Source organism: Flavobacterium sp. B167r (genome assembly GCF_056824315.1).
Genome location: NZ_CP124859.1, coordinates 3858886 through 3875871, shown reverse-complemented (window position 1 = coordinate 3875871; position 16986 = coordinate 3858886). Strand labels below are relative to the sequence as shown.

Genomic DNA, 16986 nt, shown 5'->3' with positions numbered 1-16986 from the left:
TTTTTCAAAGATATAAAAAAAAGACTTTGTGTATGATACAAAGTCTTTTGTGTAATTTCATTAGATTAATTCTTAAGAATTAGGCTTTTTTCTTCTGTTTTTCCATTTCTCTAATATCTTTTTGCTGTAGTCTCATTTCTTTCGCATGCTGTCTCATTTCTTTCGCTTGCTCCTTCATGTCTTTTGCATGTTGTTTCATATCAAGCTCATATTGCTTCATATCTTCCTCATGATCTTTAGAGTCATCTCCAAATTTAAAATTAAAGTCATAGTTGAACTTTTCCATGTTGGCGCTGAATTTTTCCATGGCAATTTCATATTTAGCCATTTCTTTTTCATAGACACCAGATCTTTGTGCCATTATAGCTTCAACTTGTTTTTCATATTCCTTCATTTGCGGTTCAAATGCTTCCATTTGATTGCCGAAAGCTTCCATGTCTTTTTCAAATTTAGCCATTGCGACTTTATCATTTGGATTTTTAGGAGCAACTGGAGGTTTTGGCATTCTAGACATGTCAATTGCCGGTACAGGAGGCATTGGTCCGCCAGGAAATGTCGGTGGAGTTGGAGGTACTGGAGCAACAACATCTGACTCTCCTTGATTGCGAACAACAACTCTTTCTTTTCTAATTGTCATCGGAGTTCTAAAGTGTCTATCTGTACTAATATTGATAGATTTTGCTCCTTTTTCATCAGTTCCAATTGCTAATTCGCAGTCTTTTATAGCTTCGTCTCCGTCAATTTTGATGGTTTGTTTTTTACCAGAATCTGATTTTACTTTGATTTGAATCGCAGTTAATTCTTCTTTGGTATTTCTTTTTACATCCGAAATTTCAACATCAAGATTATGATTTGTTTTTAATTTTCCAGGCAATTCATTCAATTCTTTGTCACTTGTATTTTTTGTGATTTTAATTGTTTCTTGAGCATCTTTGACTGTATCTTTTTGGATAGTTGCAACTTCATTTTGTTTCTTTTCTTGTGCAATAGTTTTTATTTGAAATAAAAGAATAAATGCGCCAAGAGCAGGAATTACTGCCGAATATTTCCAGTAATTTCTCTTTTTTGATTGATTTTTGTTTAACATGACAATTCGTTTTTTGATTAATGATTGATAAAAATGATTGGTGATTGCAACACAAGTTTCGTGCGTTGTTATTTTTAAAAGCGTGTATTGGTACGCTTTTTTGTCGGCAATTTTTTTAGAAGCCTCACTGTCAGCAATGAATTCAAGATTTTGTAAAATAGCTTTTTTGTAAAGCCAAATAATTGGGTTGAACCAAAATAGAATACAAAAAATTCTCGAAATCAAAACGTCAATAGTATGCTTTTGGTCACTGTGCACTTTTTCGTGTTCCAAAATATTTTCTAATTCTGCCGATGTATATAGTGATGAGTTATATACAATGTAATCGAAATAAGAGAAAGGAGCGATATTTTCATTAATATCGATAAATTTAAAATCTTCTTGCTGTTCAATCTTTTTTCCTTTTAAAACAGAGTTAAGGCTGTAGAAATCAAGCACAAATTTGATCATAAAAGCTAAGAAGCCCATTCCGTAAGCCACCGCTAAAACTAAACTCCAATTAATTTCAAAATTTTCTTCTTGAACAACAGATACAGTTGTAGGTATATGATGAGCTTTATAAAAAGCAACATCATAATTTGAAGGAACATTTTCTAAATTCGTTGTAGTAGTGATTATCGGATCTGTCGCAGGCGGAGTCTCAACCCAAATTACTTTCGTGTAAACTACAAAAGGCAGTGCAACAGAAGTAATTAATCCAGCGAGTAAAAACCAGCGGCTGCTATTAAAAAAAGTTTCTTTGCGAAGTAAAAAAATGTAAGCAAAATAAAACATTGCTAGTAACCCGCTTGATTTTAGGATAAAAATGAAAAGTGCTTCCATAACTATTTTGATTATTTATCTTCTTTTGGATTTTCGATCATATTTAAGATTTCACGCAATTCATCTGCCGAGATTTTTTCTTCTTTAGCAAAAAAAGAAACCATGCTTTTGTATGAACTATTAAAATAATTATCAATTGCAGTGCTCATAAAACCTTTTCTATAATCTTCGATGCTAACTGCTGGATAATACTGATGCGTATTTCCGAAAGCATTGTGCGCTACATAACCTTTCTCTTCCAAATTACGAACAATGGTCGACAAAGTGTTGTAATGTGGCTGATCTTCTAAAATCTCTGCTTGAATTTCTTTCACGAAAGCTTTTTTAAGCTTCCATAAAATGTGCATGATTTCTTCTTCTTTGTTGGTTAGTTTTTGCATTTTTAATTATTTAAAAATTAAAACGGTTTATTTTTTAGTTTCAATTTCCACTGCTCCATTAGCGGCTTTATTTCCGTATTTGCTAGTCGCATTAGTTCCTGTTAAAACACTTACAGATTCTATATTATCATTTGGAATACTTTCTGTATCAAAACCAGCAGGCATTTCTTCTCCGTTTACAATTACAAGTAGAGAACCTGTTTTTACCTTAGTTTTTGTGCCATTTGAAACAGCAACAGTAGAGCCTCCATCAGACTTATTGTCTTTATTTATAATTACAGTAGTGCTAGTATTTGAATTAGTATTACTGTTAGTTTTTGTACTAGTATTAGAATTAGAGTTAACATTGGTTTCTGTATTAGTAGTTGTGTTTTTAATTTCTGTCGTGTTGGTTTTGTCATTTTTGGTTAGTTTTCTGCTAACAGTGATTTTTTCATCAGTAGTCTGAATGCCAGCTTTTTTCTTTCCATCTTTGTTTGTAATGACAACTATTCCAAAGCCATTAATGGTTTTGTCTCCTGTTTGAATTGATTGAGATTTGTCTTTTCCATTAATTACATCAACTTTGATTGATGTTAATTCGTTTTCAGAGTTTCTTTTGATGTCAGAAACTTTAAAATCAATATTGTGAATTGATTTTAATTTCTCTTTAATTTCTTTTAAATCTGAATCCGAAGAACTTTTCCAAATTTTGTAAACATCAACAGATTCGATTTCTTTTGAAACTGCTTTAACATTTTGCTGCCTTTCTTTTGCAACTACTTCAATTTGAAATAATAATACAAAGGCTGCTAAAGCTGGAATTACAGCATAATACTTCCACGAATTTCTCTTTTTTGATTGATTTTTGTTTAACATAACGATTCGTTTTTTGATTAATGATTGATAAAAATGATTGGTGATTGCAACACAAGTTTCGTGTGTTGTTATTTTTAAAAGCGTATACTGATAGGCTTTTTTGTCTAAAAGTTTTTTAGAAGCTTCACTGTCAGCAATAAACTCTAAGTTTTGAGTGATTGCTTTTTTATAAAGCCAAACAATTGGATTGAACCAGAAAATAATACTGAAGAGTCTAGAAATCAATACGTCTCTAGTATGATTTTGATCGCTATGCACTTTTTCATGTTCAATTATATTTTCTAATTCTGAAGGTGTATACATTGATGAGTTGTAAACTATGTATTCAAAATAGGAGAAAGGTGCAATATTTTCTTTTACATCTATGAATTTGAAATCGGCTTGCTGTTTGATTTTTTTTCCTTTAATGATTGAATTTAAACTGTAAAAATCAATTGCTAATTTTATAATGAAGATCAAAAGCCCAAGGCCGTAAAGCCCAAGAATAATATAATTCCAATTCAAATCTGCCAATTCTTGATTCGATGTATTTGATAGTGTATTTTGGATATTTGTATTGAAATCGGAAGGAGCATTTATCCATATCACCTTTGTATAAGTCAATAATGGTAAAATTACTGAGACAATCAAACCTGATAGTAGAAACCACCTGTTGCTGTTAAAAAATGTTTCCTTGCGCAGTAAGAAATAATAAGCGCAATAAAATAGAAGCATTAAACTGCTTGATTTGGCGATATAAATGAAAATTGCTTCCATAAACCGATTATTTATTTTTCGTTTTTATTTTCGATCATTGATAAAATCTCACGCAATTCGTCTGCTGAAATTTTTTCTTCTTTAGCAAAAAAGGAAACCATGCTTTTATAAGAACTATTAAAGTAATTATCGATTGCGGTTTTCATAAATCCTTTTCTGTAATCTTCAATTGGCACAATCGGAAAGTACTGATGTGTGTTTCCAAAAGCATTGTGACTTACATATGCTTTTTCTTCCAGATTACGCACAATTGTAGATAATGTGTTGTAATGTGGCTGATCTTCTGTGATTTCTGCTTGAATTTCTTTTACGAAAGCTTTTTTTAGCTTCCATAAAATCATCATAATTTCTTCTTCTTTGTTTGTTAACTTCTGCATCATCTTTTAATTTGATTCAAACCTACAACTATTTTTTTAGTTACACAACTATAAAAATAGTTATTTAACTAAAAATTAAGTTTGATTTCAATTTTGAATACAGAAATCCTATTCAAATTTAATATTAATAAACTGAAATATAGGGTTTTAAAAAGTTAAAGTCGATTGGCTTTTCTAAACAATAGCATCATACAGTTTTTCAAATTAATTTTCAAAACTAGAGAGTGTCTTATTTTGATAGTAAAATGACTTTTAAATCCCTTTAATAAAATAATCAAAGGTTAATTTAACAAATTATTAACCAGAAAATTATTTTATTATGAAAAGTTTTAAAAAAGTATTAGCCCTTTTTTTAGTTTTTACTGCCGCCACACTAACCACCAATTGCGACAATGAAGAAATCGACACAGGTCAATTAGTAAGCCAAGATCCGAAAATTGCTGAGGCTAAAGATTGGTTTGAAAGCTACAAATCAAATTCTGCGACCAGTAAATTGGAAGAAGGAGAATTTAATCAGGCTTTTAGAAATCTAGCTTACTATTGGGAAAATGCCAAAATAATTAAATTAGATGGCAGTGCTACCGGAATCACTGTACCGGTTAAGGACAATCCCGAAAACCCCGATTACAAAGGACAGAAAATGTTATATTTGTATGAATCGGACTCAAAGTTACAAGCTATATTGCAGGAGATATTTCCCGAATCAAATGAAAAAATTGATGATGAGCAAAAAAAGCAGGGTTTTGGAGATTTAACTTTATTTAGCGGTTACATCATCAATTGGGATTTAAAACAGGGCTTTCTAAAAGGAGCTAGATTAAAAGACGGTCTTGTTATTGCTGATGTAACGGATGTGATGACACTTTTTGGCGAGGATGCTAGTGATAGCAATACTGCTAAAATGATAGAAATGTTTGATGAGCAAGGCATCGGCTCTGAACGTGACGACACATTACAGAGAGGAGGAGCAGGGGCAATTCCATTAAATAATGTCATTGTTGAGCAAAAATCACCACCTAGAACACCAAAAGATTTTAGTATTGCTGGTGCATTTGGCGATGGTGGCTCAGGTGGGTACTCGGGAACTCCTACTGGTGGAGGAAGTGGAACTACGGATAGTGGAACTACCACTGCTGCAACTGCACCGCCTAGTTGTCAGAGCTTTTATTTTACATCAAAGAAAGGAGCTAATTGGCAAGAGGCTGCCGTTAAAAACATAACATATAGAATCGTTGTTCTTACTCAACAGAGGACAGAAGTAACCTATACAATGATATTTCCTCAAGCAGTGCTTTTTGGTATGCCAATCGATTATAATAAAGGAAATGGAGCTGTCAGTGCAGGTACAGCTGCTACAGTTACAGCTATGTCTTTAAATGAAAGTATGAAAGAGATGGCTAAGCTCTATACTAAAACTGTTATAAATGAGCTAACATTACGTACCAAATTTCAAGAGCTTGTAATAAGGAATTATAGAAATCATACTAACGGAGGGACGGTAAATTTTAATTCTACATCTCCTTTACCTGCTACAAATTATAGAACAAACATGAGCGAAACTGGTAATTGTGAATGATTTGATTTACACAATCAATAAATTGATTAAAAGAATAAAAGAGAAAATTGGAATTTAAATTAAAATTGAAAATGATAGAAGATGTTTTGACAAATTTTGCAAACCTATATTATCCTAAGAATATATGCCCTTGGGATGATAAGGAAAAATATTTAAGTGCTTTCGAATATAAAAGATTACAATCTACAATTGACTATTTTGATAAAAACCAAATAGTACGTAATAATATAAAAAAAGAATTTCAAGATGATTCAATTTTAAAAGATTTTGAAGATTTTTCTATATTGGATAGTAATCAAGATAGATGTTACACTTTTTTTCTGAACGTATTCGAAGAAGGAGAATTATATTCAATTTCTTTGTACCTAAGTTTTTTATTACCATACTACACCATCACAAAAGGACAACATCCAGCTGAGCCTTTTTATTCTAAGGCAAGAATTGAAGAACTAGAAAGAGAAAAATTAGACACAAGAAAAATTGATGAACTAATTCTTGCAGTCGAAAAGATAGTTGAAGACAAACTTTTATATAAAAAGTTTCCTGACTTGTTAATCGATAATAAATTTTTGGATATAAGTTTTGGGGATATTTATCTTGGTAATTTCACAATGTTTAATGCTTTTTTTAACAACAGGAGATAAATGAAAACAATAAGTAAATGCTATCTGATTTTTCTAGTAATTAACTTTTTCCTTTTAGTGTATTTTTATTTTGACATGCAACTTTATGTCATTGCAATTCACGATACTTACTTTTGTATAAGTTACTTCTATTTTGTTATACTATTTCTGCTATTAGGCAATCTAATCTTTTTGCCTTTGATTCTTTTAAAACGGAAAAATATAAAATGATAGAAATGAGTGAAGACCACGAAAATAAATTTTGACTAATGCAAATGATTGTAACTATCCGTTGATGGCTTGGTAACTTCTTTGCCTTTGCACTTTATTAGCAATAATTTATTGTACAAAATTTATAAAAGAGTCAGACAAGTTTATCTACTATTAAAAAAGCAAATAGCACTGGAAATTCTAGTGCTATTTTTTTATGTTTTTAAGAGATCTTCTCATTAACTAAAGCATTTTTAATCCAAATACAACATCCGGTGGCAACTACGCCGATGCACGCCATGAAAAGCCAGTTAATTTGGTATCCAAATCGAGTAATGACTTCAAAACCAGCTTTGGAACTGATAATATGAGCAAGACTGAAACTCATAGTATAAAGCGCCATGTAACGGCCTTCTTGTCCGCGAGGCGCACGACTTAAAGCAAATGCATTAGAAAATGGAAAAGTCAGAACTTCTCCGATAGAAATACAAATCATGCTTACAACCAACATTCCTGCCCAGAAGTTAATAAGAAGTAAAAAGAAACTGCTCGCCATAACAAAAGATCCTATAATTATAATTCGAATCTTCGGAAAAGCTTTTCGCTCCAAAAATCCAACGGTTGGCATTTCAAGAGAAAAGATTAATAATCCGTTTAAAGTCATTAACAGACCCGTTTGGAATTCGCTTAAACCAAATTTTTCATTATGATATAAAGGAAGAGTTGTAAATAACTGGAAGAAAATCATAGCTGTAATGAAACTTACAAACAAGAAAACCCAGAAAATTTTATCATGAAAAACAGATTTTACATCTGTGGCGCTTTCTGCTTTATCGTCGTGAGTTGCTTTTTTCTTTTCTTTCACTAATAAAGCAAAAATCGAAATCGAGATTATACAAGAAGCTCCGTCAACCCAGAAAAGACCAGAATATCCCATTCCCATAATAATTAAACCTCCAAGAGCTGGTCCTGCGGCAAAACCAAGATTTACAGCAAGACGTACAAGTGTAAGCGCACGCGTTCTGTTTTCTGGTTTGGCGTAAGCGCCCAAAGAAACAAACATAGCTGGACGAAACATATCGGCAATTGTCATAAGAACGAACATTGCACCGCAAAGCGCCCAGAAAGTAGTAATATATTGTACAAAGAAAAGAGAAACTCCACTAGTAAATAAACTGAAAATCATTATTTTATAGAATCCTATTTTATCTGATAGTTTACCTCCCAGCCAAGAACCCAACATTGATCCAAACCCAAAAGCGACCATAATCCATCCGACTTGATTGTAGGTAAAATGAAGGTCTTCTTTTAAATATTTAGATAAAAAAGGAAGAACCATTGTTCCAGCGCGGTTGATAAAAGTGACAATGGCAAGAATCCATACTTCTCTAGTAAAGCCTCGGAAATTGTTAATGTAGTGTGTAATGGCTGTTTTAAGCATTTTGTGTGATAAATTATCGTTACAAAGTTAACAAACTTTGTCTCGTTAAGTGGTTGTTGTTTTGTTACTTTTGAACTATTTTTGCATAAAATTTCTAAGATGAAAACTATAAACGCCCTAGCTTTATTGTTGGTATTTAATTTTGGCTTTGCTCAAAAAAAGTTTAATAAAGCCGATGCTCAAAAATTCCAAAAGAAAATCAATTCAGAATATGCTGATCCTAAGACCAGTCCATTAATGGCTGAAGATTTAAAGACTTTTAAAAGCTTAGAGTTTTTCCCTATTTCTGAAACTTATTTTGTAAACGCTACTTTGGTGAAAGCTAAAGGCGGAAAAGCGTTTGAAATGAAAACCTCTGGAACTCGTACTCCAAAATATACTAAATACGGAACTTTACATTTTAAAATAAATGGAAAAGCTTATCAATTAGCAGTTTACCAAAGTTTAGAACTTTTAGTTCAGGAACAATATAAAAATCATCTTTTCTTGCCTTTTTCAGATTTAACAACTGGCAAAGAAAGCTACATTGGAGGCCGTTATATTGATCTAGAAGTTCCGAAAGGAAACATTATAGCAATTGATTTTAATCAAGCTTACAATCCGTATTGTGCCTATAATTACAAGTATTCTTGTCCGCTTGTTCCTCTAGAAAACGATTTGAAAATTGCAATTAAAGCGGGTGTAAAAGATTTTCATTAATGGAATATTTTAATTTTCATACACATCAATTTACCCATCAATCTAATGTTTTAGAGCTGGTTAATCAGTATCCGAAAGATTTTGACGCTACGATTCCGTTTTATTCTATCGGAATTCATCCTTGGTACATTGACGAAAATCGAATTGATGAAGATTTGAAAATTATAGAAGAAAAATTGCAAACTCAAAATTGTCTTGCAATTGGTGAATGCGGTTTAGATAAAAGAATTGAAGTTCCGTTTGATTTGCAGATTTCGGTTTTTGAAAAACAATTAGAATTAGCCGAAAAATTCAACAAACCTGTAGTTATACATTGTGTTGCTGCTTTTCAGGAAGTAATGGCAATTAAGAAAAAAATAAAGATAAAAGTTCCAATGATTATTCATGGTTTTTCAAAGAATAATCAGCTTGCGGAACAATTAATTGCTGCCGGATTTTATCTTTCGTTTGGAAAATATCTATTGAGAAATCCAGATTTGAAAACGGTTTTTCAGAATGTTCCGAATGATCGTTTTTTCTTAGAAACTGATACAATGGAAGAATCTATTCAGCAAGTTTATGAATTAGCTTCGGAATATAAAAAATTAAGGATAAAAGAATTACAAGATATTATTTCAAGTAATTATAAAAGTGTATTTGAATAGTAAAGTGCTATTTGTCACCCTGAGCGAAGTCGAAGGGCGCTCCAATTGGAATGGGCTTCGACTTCGCTCAGCTTGACAAACGAGCAGAACTTGAAACTTGAAACAAAAAAAAATAAAAAACTAAAACAAAAAAAAAGAATATAATGGCAGAATGGACAGAAAGAGCTGAGCTTTTGTTTACTAAAGAAGGATTAGAAAATTTACAAAAATCTAATGTTTTAGTCGTTGGACTAGGCGGTGTTGGATCTTTTGCAGCAGAATTTTTAGCAAGAGCAGGAGTAGGGAACATGACGATTGTAGACGGAGACGTTGTAGATATTACCAATATTAACCGTCAATTGCCAGCTTTGCATTCAACAGTTGGTGAGCCAAAAATTAAAATTGTAGGCGATCGTTTAATGGATATTAATCCAGAATTAAATCTAACTCGAGTTCAAGAATTTCTTTCTCCAGAACGTGCTTTCGAGATTGTTTCTCCAGAATTTGATTATGTTTTAGATTGCATTGACAGTATTACTCCCAAATTAAATTTGATTATTGCAGCAAAGAGAAAGAGAGTAAAAATCATAAGCAGCATGGGCGCTGGCGGAAAAATGTTGGCTTCAAAAGTAAAAGTGACAGATATTTCTAAAACAATTAACTGCTATTTTTCAAAAACAATTCGTAAGCGTTTAAAAGAAGTAAAAATCAATAAATTGAAAGTAGTTTTCTCTTCTGAAATTCAAGACGAAAAAAGCTTAAAATTGACAGACGGAAAAAACTTCAAGAAATCTTTCTACGGAACAAATAGCTATATGCCAGGTTTATTTGGCTTACACGCAGCAGAAACAGTGATTAGACATATACTTTCCAAGTAATTTAGTCACAGTCTCAGTTTTCAGTAAAAAAAACCTTTGAACCTTTGTTCCTTAGAACCTTAGCACCTTTAAATAAAATGATTAAAACAGTAATTTTTGATATGGACGGCGTAATTGTTGACACAGAGCCAGTTCATCGTTATGCTTATTATTTACAATTTTCAGAATTGAATATCGAAGTTCCTGAAGAAATGTATACCACATTTACAGGATTTTCAACTCGAAATACATTTCAAACCTTAAAAAGCTATTTTCCAACTGTAGAGCAGGAAGTAGAAGATTTGATTCAGAGAAAAAGAACTATTTTTAATGATGCTTTTGATACTAAAGAAGATTTACATCTTTTGGATGGTGTAGAAGATTTAATTAAAGATTTGTACAATAACGGAATACAGTTAATTTTGGCTTCGTCAGCATCAAAAGTAACTATTGATCGAGTTTTTACAAGATTCAATCTGCACCAATATTTTACTGATATTGTGAGCGGAGAAGATTTTCCTCAGTCAAAACCAAATCCGGCGATATTTATTCATGCTGCTTCATTATCAGTTGCGCCAAAGGAAGAATGTATCATAATTGAAGACAGTACAAATGGTGTAAAAGCAGCAAAAGGCGCAGGAATTTATTGCGTAGGATATAAGAGCGAGCATTCACATCGTCAGGATTTATCAGAAGCTGACTTAGTTATAGATCATTTCAGCGAATTAAATGCTGAAAAAATATCACAGCTAAAGTCTTGAATTATATAAAATTTAACATTTGTAGCTGTTTGAATTTGTAAATTTGAAAAAAATAAAACTTAAAATAATGAAGAAACTACTTATTGCTTTAGCCCTGATCTTAGCACCATTAGCATCAGAAGCACAAGTAAAAACACCACAAGCAAGTCCAAAAGGATATATTAAGCAAACTGTTGGTTTAACCGATGTTGAAGTTACGTATTCAAGACCAGGAGCAAGAGGAAGAGCTGTGTTCGGAAATTTAGTTCCGTTTGGGAAATTATGGAGAACAGGAGCTAACGAAAATACAATCATTAACTTTAGCGACGACGTAATAATCGACGGTAAAACGTTAAAGAAAGGAAAATATTCAATTTATACAGTTCCTAGAATTGAAAGCTGGGATGTCATTTTCTATCTTTCTACTGATAACTGGGGATTGCCAGAAAACTGGAGCGATGCTTATGTAGCTTTAAAAACTACTGTAAAAGAAGAAGCATTGCCAACTCCTGTTGAAACATTCACAATTGGCATCAACGGATTAGATCCAAATTTTGGTTATTTAGATATCTCTTGGGAAAACTCTCATGTAGCTTTAAAATTTGAAGTTCCAACGGCAAAAATTGCTGTAGCGAGTATTGATAAAGCTCTAGCAGGTCCAACTTGGAATGATTATTTTTCAGCTTCTCAATATTTATTCCAATCAAACGGAAATATCGATACTGCAAGAACTTACGTAGACAAAGCACTTGATATGAGTTCTGACAAACCATATTATGTTTCAAGATTAAAAGCGTTGATTCAAGCAAAACAAGGCGATAAAAAAGGTGCAATCGAAACAGCAAAAGCTTCTTTAGCATCTGCAGAAGCTGCAAACAATACTGATTACGTTAAATTGAACAAAGATAGTATCGCTGAGTGGAGCAGATAATATTTTTTTTGAATTATTAAATTCCAATATTTAAATATCAAATTCCAAAGCTTACGGGTTTTGGAATTTTTTTTACAAAATAAAATAGACAGACTTGTCTGTTTGTTTTGAAAAATGTTATATATTTGCACATATAAATTATAACGGTATGTTGCCAAAAGAAAGAATATTAGAAAAAACATTTAGTTTGTTCCACAGACAAGGGTATAATGCTACAGGAATCAATCAAATTATTGAAGAGGCAAAAGTTGCAAAAGCAAGTTTCTATCAGCATTTTAAATCTAAGGAGGATCTATGTGTTGCTTTTTTAAACCAGCGTCATTTGTTTTGGTTTGAAGAATTACAAAAATTTACAGCGAAAGAAGAAGACATAAAGCTGAAAATTTTGGCTTCATTTGATTTCTTAATTTATATGAATAAAAATGAAAATTTTAGAGGTTGCAGTTTTCTAAATATTTTATCCGAAATCCAATCGGATAATATTAAGATTTTAACAGTAATTCAAAACCATAAAGCCGATTTGCGTGTTTATTTTAGTGAAATTATAAATGATAATCTTTTATCAGATCACGTGTATCTACTTTTTGAGAGTTGCATTATAGAAAGCCAACTTTTTAAATCAAATCAGCTCATTGAGCAAACAAAGAAAATTATTCAAACTTTAATTTAATTATTATGGAACAAAAATTGCCATTGCCACCTTTCACTTATGAAACAGCAATAGAGAAAATTCAATTAGCAGAAGACGCTTGGAATAGTCAAGATCCAGAAAGAGTTTCGAAAGCCTATACCATTGACAGCGAGTGGAGAAACAGAAATCTATTTGTAAATGGGAGAGAAGAAATAGTACCGTTCTTAACAGAAAAATGGAAAAAGGAGAAAAATTATAAACTTAAAAAGGAATATTGGGCGCATACAGAAAATAGAATTGCAGTTCGATTTGAGTACGAATATCAGGATCTTGATGGAAACTGGTTTAGAGCTTATGGAAATGAAAACTGGGAATTTGATTCAAATGGGCTGATGCAAAAAAGGTTTGCTAGCATAAACGATCTTTCAATAAAAGAAGAAGAAAGAAAATTATAATAATTTTTAATTCATAGAGGGCGGTTCAGGGATTTTTACCGTCCTTTTTATTTTCTTTATAATTAATAAATAAAAAGTAATTCCTCCTAAAACAATAAGAAGCCCAATTTGAAGTTGGCCAAGTACATTATTTCTACTATACATTGCATTTGCAACGGCAAGTTTATCTTTTCCTTCTTCAATCTGAATTTGAGAAAGTGCCTCTAATGTTTTTAAAGCTTCGGCACTAGAATTGGCAATTTTGTCCCAATTTTTGTTTTCAACTTGCTTGTTTATTTCTTTGCATGAACTTAAAAATGCGTCAAAATACTGTTTCTCTTTATTCGTTAAAACTGTTTTAGCGTAAAAATCGTCAATATCATGAATGATATCAAGCGTATGAATGATTTCATTTTTTTTGATGTTATCACTTATATTTAGTTTTTCAGCTTCGGCTTTTATAAAATGAAGTTCTTTAGAATATTGAAATATATAATGCGCTACAACCAATCTGTCTTTATAAATCGCATTGATATTATCATTTACGTTTTTAGAATTTCGAAGCGTATTAAAATTTCCAAGTAAAATAATCAGCATCACGATTAACAGAATAAAAGCAGCTTTGGTTTTGTTGCTGTATTTTTTTGAATCTCTCATAATGATGATTTTAGAAGTTACAATAGTAATCTTACGATACACTAAAATAATATTTTTTACTTAGAAAAAATGAGAATCATATTCTAAAGAATTTGCTAATCTATTGAATTTTAGATTTTATAGAATTTAATTTGTTTTCCATTAGCTTCAAAAATAATTTCGTTTTTGAGTCCAAAATCAAATTTATTTCCCTCCCAGATATTTTCGAATTTATTTTTTGATAATGGTTCCAATAGAAAAAGAGATTGGTTAGTGAAATTTGCGTACAATCTTTTATTATTGATAGAAATAGTGATTTCTTGTAGGCTATCAGGACTTTTATAAATGCCGACTACGGTTTCCAAATCTTCCTTAGTTGGTTCATAACCTTCAAAGTTAATGGTATAAGTTTTATTGAAATAATTACTTAATGCAGCTATTAGGATTTTTTTCTTATCATAAACAGAACCGTTTGTAATTATTGCAATAGCTAACTTTTCATCAGGGAAAAAAGATAAAACAGAACTAAAACTGTCGATTTGACCGCGATGAACGAATCCATCCTTGTCGTAAAAAGGAAGAGCAAAAATTCCCATTCCGTATTTATCTTGGATTTGTGTCATCATTTTTAAACTTTTAGGACTAATTATTTTGCCTTGAAAAAGTTTTTCAATAAAAAGAGTTAAATCTGAAGCAGTCGAAACAATTGCACCTGCACCTAAAGGAACCGACATATCTCCTTCGGTATCTTTTTCCCATTTATTAGAGAAATAATAAGAGTAACATTCGTTGTTTTGAATATTTATTTTACCTCCAAAATAAGTATTTTTTAGCTCTAAAGGCTTTATTATTTGTTCTTCTAATAGTTTTGAATATGTTTTTTTATACGTTTTTTCGAGAATTAAAGTAAGCAAATAATAATTGGAATTGCTGTAATCGGCTTTCGTATCGGGTTCAAAATCACTTTGAAATTTACTTAGAATTGAAATCATTTCTTCTTCTGACTTTGCTTCAGTGTATCCATTAGCAAATTCATCGGCCGCCAAAAGTTCATGGATTCCGCTTCTGTGATTTAGTAAATTGCGGACAGTAATTTTTTGCGAATTTATAATTGTTGGAAAAAAAGAATGAATAGTCTGGTCAAGACTGATTTTTTTTAATTCAACAGCTTTTAATACCAAAGCTGAAGTGAAAATTTTAGTTGTCGAACCAATACGAAATTTAGTATTAGCTGATAAAGATATATTATCAGCTATATCTGCTTTACCAATTGAGTTTGAATAAATCTGCTTCCCATTTTTAGAAATGGAAATGCTGCCCCTAAAAAGATTTTTATCATTTAAAGCTTTAAATAGACTGTCAAGTTTTGCAGCATTAAAGTTTTGCGACTGAACGTTTAATATCGAAATTGCAAAAGCAAAAACGAGGCAAAATTTAATTTTCATTTTTCTCTATCAATTTTTAAATGAAGATAGATTATTCTAGTATTCAATACTAGTATTTATCTCTTCTTTTTTAAAAAATAAAAACTGAATTAAAAGCGCCAATACAATCGTCAAAATAGCTCCGATAAAATTCAGCCATAAATAACCTAGTTTTTCTTGGCTGTAAATCATGAAATAATAGATAACAAAAATTGTTAATTGACTTATAATTGCACTAATAAACATAGATTTTGCCCGAACTCTTTTGGTATAAAAAGCCACAAGGAATATTCCTAAAACTGTTCCGTAAAAAATAGAACCGATAATGTTTACTAGCTGAATTAAGTTTTCAAACAAAGTTCCTACGCAGGCAAAAAGTATGGCTATAACTCCCCAAAAAAGCGTAAAAAACTTCGTTACATGCAAATAATGCTTATCTGATTTTTCTACTTTCTGATTTCGTTTATAAATATCAATCGCTGTTGTAGATGCCAATGCAGTTAATCCGGAAGCAGTAGAAGACATTGCCGCTGAAAGAATAACGGCCAATAACAATCCGATAAGACCTTTTGGCAAATAATGAAGGATAAAGTGGAAAAAGACGTAATCTTTATCATTTGTCTCTGTATTACTGTCGGCTCTTGAAATAATTTCTTTGGCTTTATCACGAAGATCTTTTTCTTTATTTGATAAAGCAACCAATTCTTTACGTAAAATTGGATTGTCAAAATCTTGATTCAACTGATCGATATACAATAAATTAATAACCTTTTTATCTTCTGAAAGTTTAACAAGCTTTTCTTCTAAAACATGATATTCTTGTTTATAAGCCGACTTTTCAATCGCTATTTTATTATTCGGATTAAAATTTAGCGGCACTGGATTGAATTGAAAAAAGACAAAAACCATAACTCCCGTCAAGAGAATAAAGAACTGCATCGGAACTTTAAGAAGTCCGTTCATGATTAATCCCATCTGACTTTCTCGAACCGATTTTCCAGATAAATAACGTCCAACTTGCGATTGGTCTGTTCCAAAATAAGCAAGAGCCAAAAAGAAACCTCCTGTAATACCGCTCCAAAAAGTATATTTTTCTTCAGGATCAAAAGAAAAATCAACAATATTCATTTTGTCATTCGCACCTGCAATATGCAATGCGCTGTTAAATGTCATATCGTTTGGCAGATAGTGTAAAATCAGGAAAAACGTGATAAACATTCCAGACATGATTACAAACATTTGCTGTTTTTGCGTCACGTTTACCGCCTTTGTTCCTCCAGAAAAAGTATAAATAATAACCATTACACCAATAATGATGTTCATTACAGTTAAGTTCCATCCTAAAAGAGCAGATAAAATAATAGCAGGAGCATAAATGGTCAAACCTGTTCCTAAGCCTCTTTGCACTAAAAATAGAATTGCTGCAAGCGATCGAGTTTTAACATCAAATCTTCTTTCTAAAAATTCGTAAGCCGTAAAAACTTTACTTTTGTGGTATAACGGAATAAAAGTCAAACAAATAACAATCATAGCAATTGGCAGACCAAAATAAAACTGCACAAAACCCATTCCGTCATGATACGCTTGTCCAGGCGTAGATAAAAACGTAATTGCGCTGGCTTGTGTCGCCATTACAGAAAGTCCGACAGTGTACCAAGGCGTTTCATTGTTTCCTAAAATGAAATCTTCCACGTTTTTACTTCCTCGGGTTTTCCAAGAGCCGTATCCAACAATAAATAATAAAGTGACAATAAGTACGATCCAGTCAAATAGCTGCATAGGTTATGAGTATAATTGCATGATTAAGAAAAAAATAGCAATATAAATTGCATTAGCCACCAAAACATAAGTGTAGCTCTTTTTCCATTTTTTTGTCTTTTT

The 16986-nt window shown here is 31.6% G+C and carries 17 protein-coding genes; 9 read left to right on the top strand and 8 right to left on the bottom strand.

Features of this window, described 5'->3' with window-relative positions; all coding sequences use genetic code 11:
* Positions 1–79: 79 nt before the first annotated feature.
* Genes QLQ96_RS17400 through QLQ96_RS17385 form a run of 4 tightly spaced genes read right to left on the bottom strand, consistent with a single transcriptional unit; the run spans position 80 to position 4280 of the window.
* The gene (locus QLQ96_RS17400; RefSeq protein WP_482492088.1) at positions 80–1909 is read right to left on the bottom strand and encodes a M56 family metallopeptidase; all 1830 of its coding nucleotides are present in this window, start codon (positions 1907–1909) and stop codon (positions 80–82) included.
* Positions 1910–1920: 11 nt separating this feature from the next.
* Positions 1921–2289 carry a BlaI/MecI/CopY family transcriptional regulator gene (locus QLQ96_RS17395; RefSeq protein ID WP_111368968.1) on the bottom strand — a complete coding sequence of 123 codons (369 nt, stop codon included), beginning with the start codon at positions 2287–2289 and terminating at the stop codon, positions 1921–1923.
* A gap of 27 nt (positions 2290–2316) precedes the next feature.
* On the bottom strand, positions 2317–3903 hold the full coding sequence (locus QLQ96_RS17390) for a M56 family metallopeptidase (RefSeq protein ID WP_482492086.1): 1587 nt from the start codon (positions 3901–3903) through the stop codon (positions 2317–2319).
* Positions 3904–3914: 11 nt separating this feature from the next.
* Positions 3915–4280, bottom strand: coding sequence for a BlaI/MecI/CopY family transcriptional regulator (locus QLQ96_RS17385; protein ID WP_482496977.1), 366 nt, complete (start codon positions 4278–4280; stop codon positions 3915–3917).
* Between the two features lie 319 nt (positions 4281–4599).
* Here QLQ96_RS17385 and QLQ96_RS17380 point away from each other — a divergent pair, with 319 nt between their 5' ends.
* Both QLQ96_RS17380 and QLQ96_RS17375 read left to right on the top strand, forming a co-directional pair.
* Positions 4600–5856 (top strand): hypothetical protein, encoded by a 1257-nt coding sequence (locus QLQ96_RS17380; protein WP_482492084.1) that lies wholly within the window; start codon positions 4600–4602, stop codon positions 5854–5856.
* A 71-nt stretch (positions 5857–5927) separates the two neighbouring features.
* Complete coding sequence (locus tag QLQ96_RS17375; RefSeq protein ID WP_482492082.1) at positions 5928–6500, top strand: hypothetical protein; 573 nt, start codon at positions 5928–5930, stop codon at positions 6498–6500.
* A 412-nt stretch (positions 6501–6912) separates the two neighbouring features.
* Here the strand turns inward: QLQ96_RS17375 and QLQ96_RS17370 are convergent, their stop codons facing one another.
* Entirely contained in the window at positions 6913–8130 is a 1218-nt protein-coding gene (locus QLQ96_RS17370) for an MDR family MFS transporter (protein WP_482492080.1), read from the bottom strand.
* 99 nt (positions 8131–8229) lie between these two features.
* Between QLQ96_RS17370 and QLQ96_RS17365 the strand changes: the two genes are divergently transcribed.
* The 7 genes from QLQ96_RS17365 to QLQ96_RS17335 all read left to right on the top strand — a co-directional run bounded on the left by QLQ96_RS17365 (position 8230) and on the right by QLQ96_RS17335 (position 13066).
* Positions 8230–8829: a DUF1684 domain-containing protein gene (locus QLQ96_RS17365; protein WP_482492079.1), complete on the top strand. Its 600-nt coding sequence runs from the start codon at positions 8230–8232 to the stop codon at positions 8827–8829.
* Positions 8829–9473, top strand: coding sequence for a TatD family hydrolase (locus QLQ96_RS17360; protein WP_482492078.1), 645 nt, complete (start codon positions 8829–8831; stop codon positions 9471–9473). Before QLQ96_RS17365 ends, QLQ96_RS17360 begins: the two co-directional genes overlap by 1 nt.
* A gap of 143 nt (positions 9474–9616) precedes the next feature.
* Positions 9617–10330 (top strand): tRNA threonylcarbamoyladenosine dehydratase, encoded by a 714-nt coding sequence (locus QLQ96_RS17355; protein WP_482492076.1) that lies wholly within the window; start codon positions 9617–9619, stop codon positions 10328–10330.
* Positions 10331–10407: 77 nt separating this feature from the next.
* Complete coding sequence (locus tag QLQ96_RS17350) at positions 10408–11070, top strand: HAD family hydrolase (protein ID WP_482492075.1); 663 nt, start codon at positions 10408–10410, stop codon at positions 11068–11070.
* Between the two features lie 67 nt (positions 11071–11137).
* Positions 11138–11980 (top strand): DUF2911 domain-containing protein, encoded by an 843-nt coding sequence (locus QLQ96_RS17345; RefSeq protein ID WP_482492074.1) that lies wholly within the window; start codon positions 11138–11140, stop codon positions 11978–11980.
* Between the two features lie 148 nt (positions 11981–12128).
* Positions 12129–12650 carry a TetR/AcrR family transcriptional regulator gene (locus QLQ96_RS17340; protein WP_482492073.1) on the top strand — a complete coding sequence of 174 codons (522 nt, stop codon included), beginning with the start codon at positions 12129–12131 and terminating at the stop codon, positions 12648–12650.
* A gap of 5 nt (positions 12651–12655) precedes the next feature.
* A complete protein-coding gene (locus QLQ96_RS17335; RefSeq protein WP_482492072.1) occupies positions 12656–13066 on the top strand; it encodes a DUF1348 family protein in 411 nt (136 codons plus the stop codon).
* Between the two features lie 6 nt (positions 13067–13072).
* On the opposite strand, the gene QLQ96_RS17330 is transcribed toward QLQ96_RS17335, so the two are convergent.
* From QLQ96_RS17330 to QLQ96_RS17320, 3 genes are all read right to left on the bottom strand, one after another.
* Positions 13073–13702: an MCP four helix bundle domain-containing protein gene (locus QLQ96_RS17330; RefSeq protein WP_482492070.1), complete on the bottom strand. Its 630-nt coding sequence runs from the start codon at positions 13700–13702 to the stop codon at positions 13073–13075.
* Positions 13703–13812: 110 nt separating this feature from the next.
* On the bottom strand, positions 13813–15126 hold the full coding sequence (locus QLQ96_RS17325) for a serine hydrolase domain-containing protein (protein WP_482492069.1): 1314 nt from the start codon (positions 15124–15126) through the stop codon (positions 13813–13815).
* Positions 15127–15162: 36 nt separating this feature from the next.
* Positions 15163–16884: a sodium:solute symporter family protein gene (locus QLQ96_RS17320; RefSeq protein WP_482492068.1), complete on the bottom strand. Its 1722-nt coding sequence runs from the start codon at positions 16882–16884 to the stop codon at positions 15163–15165.
* Between the last annotated feature and the right edge of the window lie 102 nt (positions 16885–16986).

Excerpts from the sequence above, each read along its gene's own strand:
- QLQ96_RS17400 (WP_482492088.1), bottom strand. The coding sequence starts at position 1,909 with ATGGAAGCACTTTTCATTTTTATCCTAAAATCAAGCGGGTTACTAGCA.
- QLQ96_RS17395 (WP_111368968.1), bottom strand. The coding sequence starts at position 2,289 with ATGCAAAAACTAACCAACAAAGAAGAAGAAATCATGCACATTTTATGG.
- QLQ96_RS17390 (WP_482492086.1), bottom strand. The coding sequence starts at position 3,903 with ATGGAAGCAATTTTCATTTATATCGCCAAATCAAGCAGTTTAATGCTT.
- QLQ96_RS17385 (WP_482496977.1), bottom strand. The coding sequence starts at position 4,280 with ATGCAGAAGTTAACAAACAAAGAAGAAGAAATTATGATGATTTTATGG.
- QLQ96_RS17380 (WP_482492084.1), top strand. The coding sequence starts at position 4,600 with ATGAAAAGTTTTAAAAAAGTATTAGCCCTTTTTTTAGTTTTTACTGCC.
- QLQ96_RS17375 (WP_482492082.1), top strand. The coding sequence starts at position 5,928 with ATGATAGAAGATGTTTTGACAAATTTTGCAAACCTATATTATCCTAAG.
- QLQ96_RS17370 (WP_482492080.1), bottom strand. The coding sequence starts at position 8,130 with ATGCTTAAAACAGCCATTACACACTACATTAACAATTTCCGAGGCTTT.
- QLQ96_RS17365 (WP_482492079.1), top strand. The coding sequence starts at position 8,230 with ATGAAAACTATAAACGCCCTAGCTTTATTGTTGGTATTTAATTTTGGC.
- QLQ96_RS17360 (WP_482492078.1), top strand. The coding sequence starts at position 8,829 with ATGGAATATTTTAATTTTCATACACATCAATTTACCCATCAATCTAAT.
- QLQ96_RS17355 (WP_482492076.1), top strand. The coding sequence starts at position 9,617 with ATGGCAGAATGGACAGAAAGAGCTGAGCTTTTGTTTACTAAAGAAGGA.
- QLQ96_RS17350 (WP_482492075.1), top strand. The coding sequence starts at position 10,408 with ATGATTAAAACAGTAATTTTTGATATGGACGGCGTAATTGTTGACACA.
- QLQ96_RS17345 (WP_482492074.1), top strand. The coding sequence starts at position 11,138 with ATGAAGAAACTACTTATTGCTTTAGCCCTGATCTTAGCACCATTAGCA.
- QLQ96_RS17340 (WP_482492073.1), top strand. The coding sequence starts at position 12,129 with ATGTTGCCAAAAGAAAGAATATTAGAAAAAACATTTAGTTTGTTCCAC.
- QLQ96_RS17335 (WP_482492072.1), top strand. The coding sequence starts at position 12,656 with ATGGAACAAAAATTGCCATTGCCACCTTTCACTTATGAAACAGCAATA.
- QLQ96_RS17330 (WP_482492070.1), bottom strand. The coding sequence starts at position 13,702 with ATGAGAGATTCAAAAAAATACAGCAACAAAACCAAAGCTGCTTTTATT.
- QLQ96_RS17325 (WP_482492069.1), bottom strand. The coding sequence starts at position 15,126 with ATGAAAATTAAATTTTGCCTCGTTTTTGCTTTTGCAATTTCGATATTA.
- QLQ96_RS17320 (WP_482492068.1), bottom strand. The coding sequence starts at position 16,884 with ATGCAGCTATTTGACTGGATCGTACTTATTGTCACTTTATTATTTATT.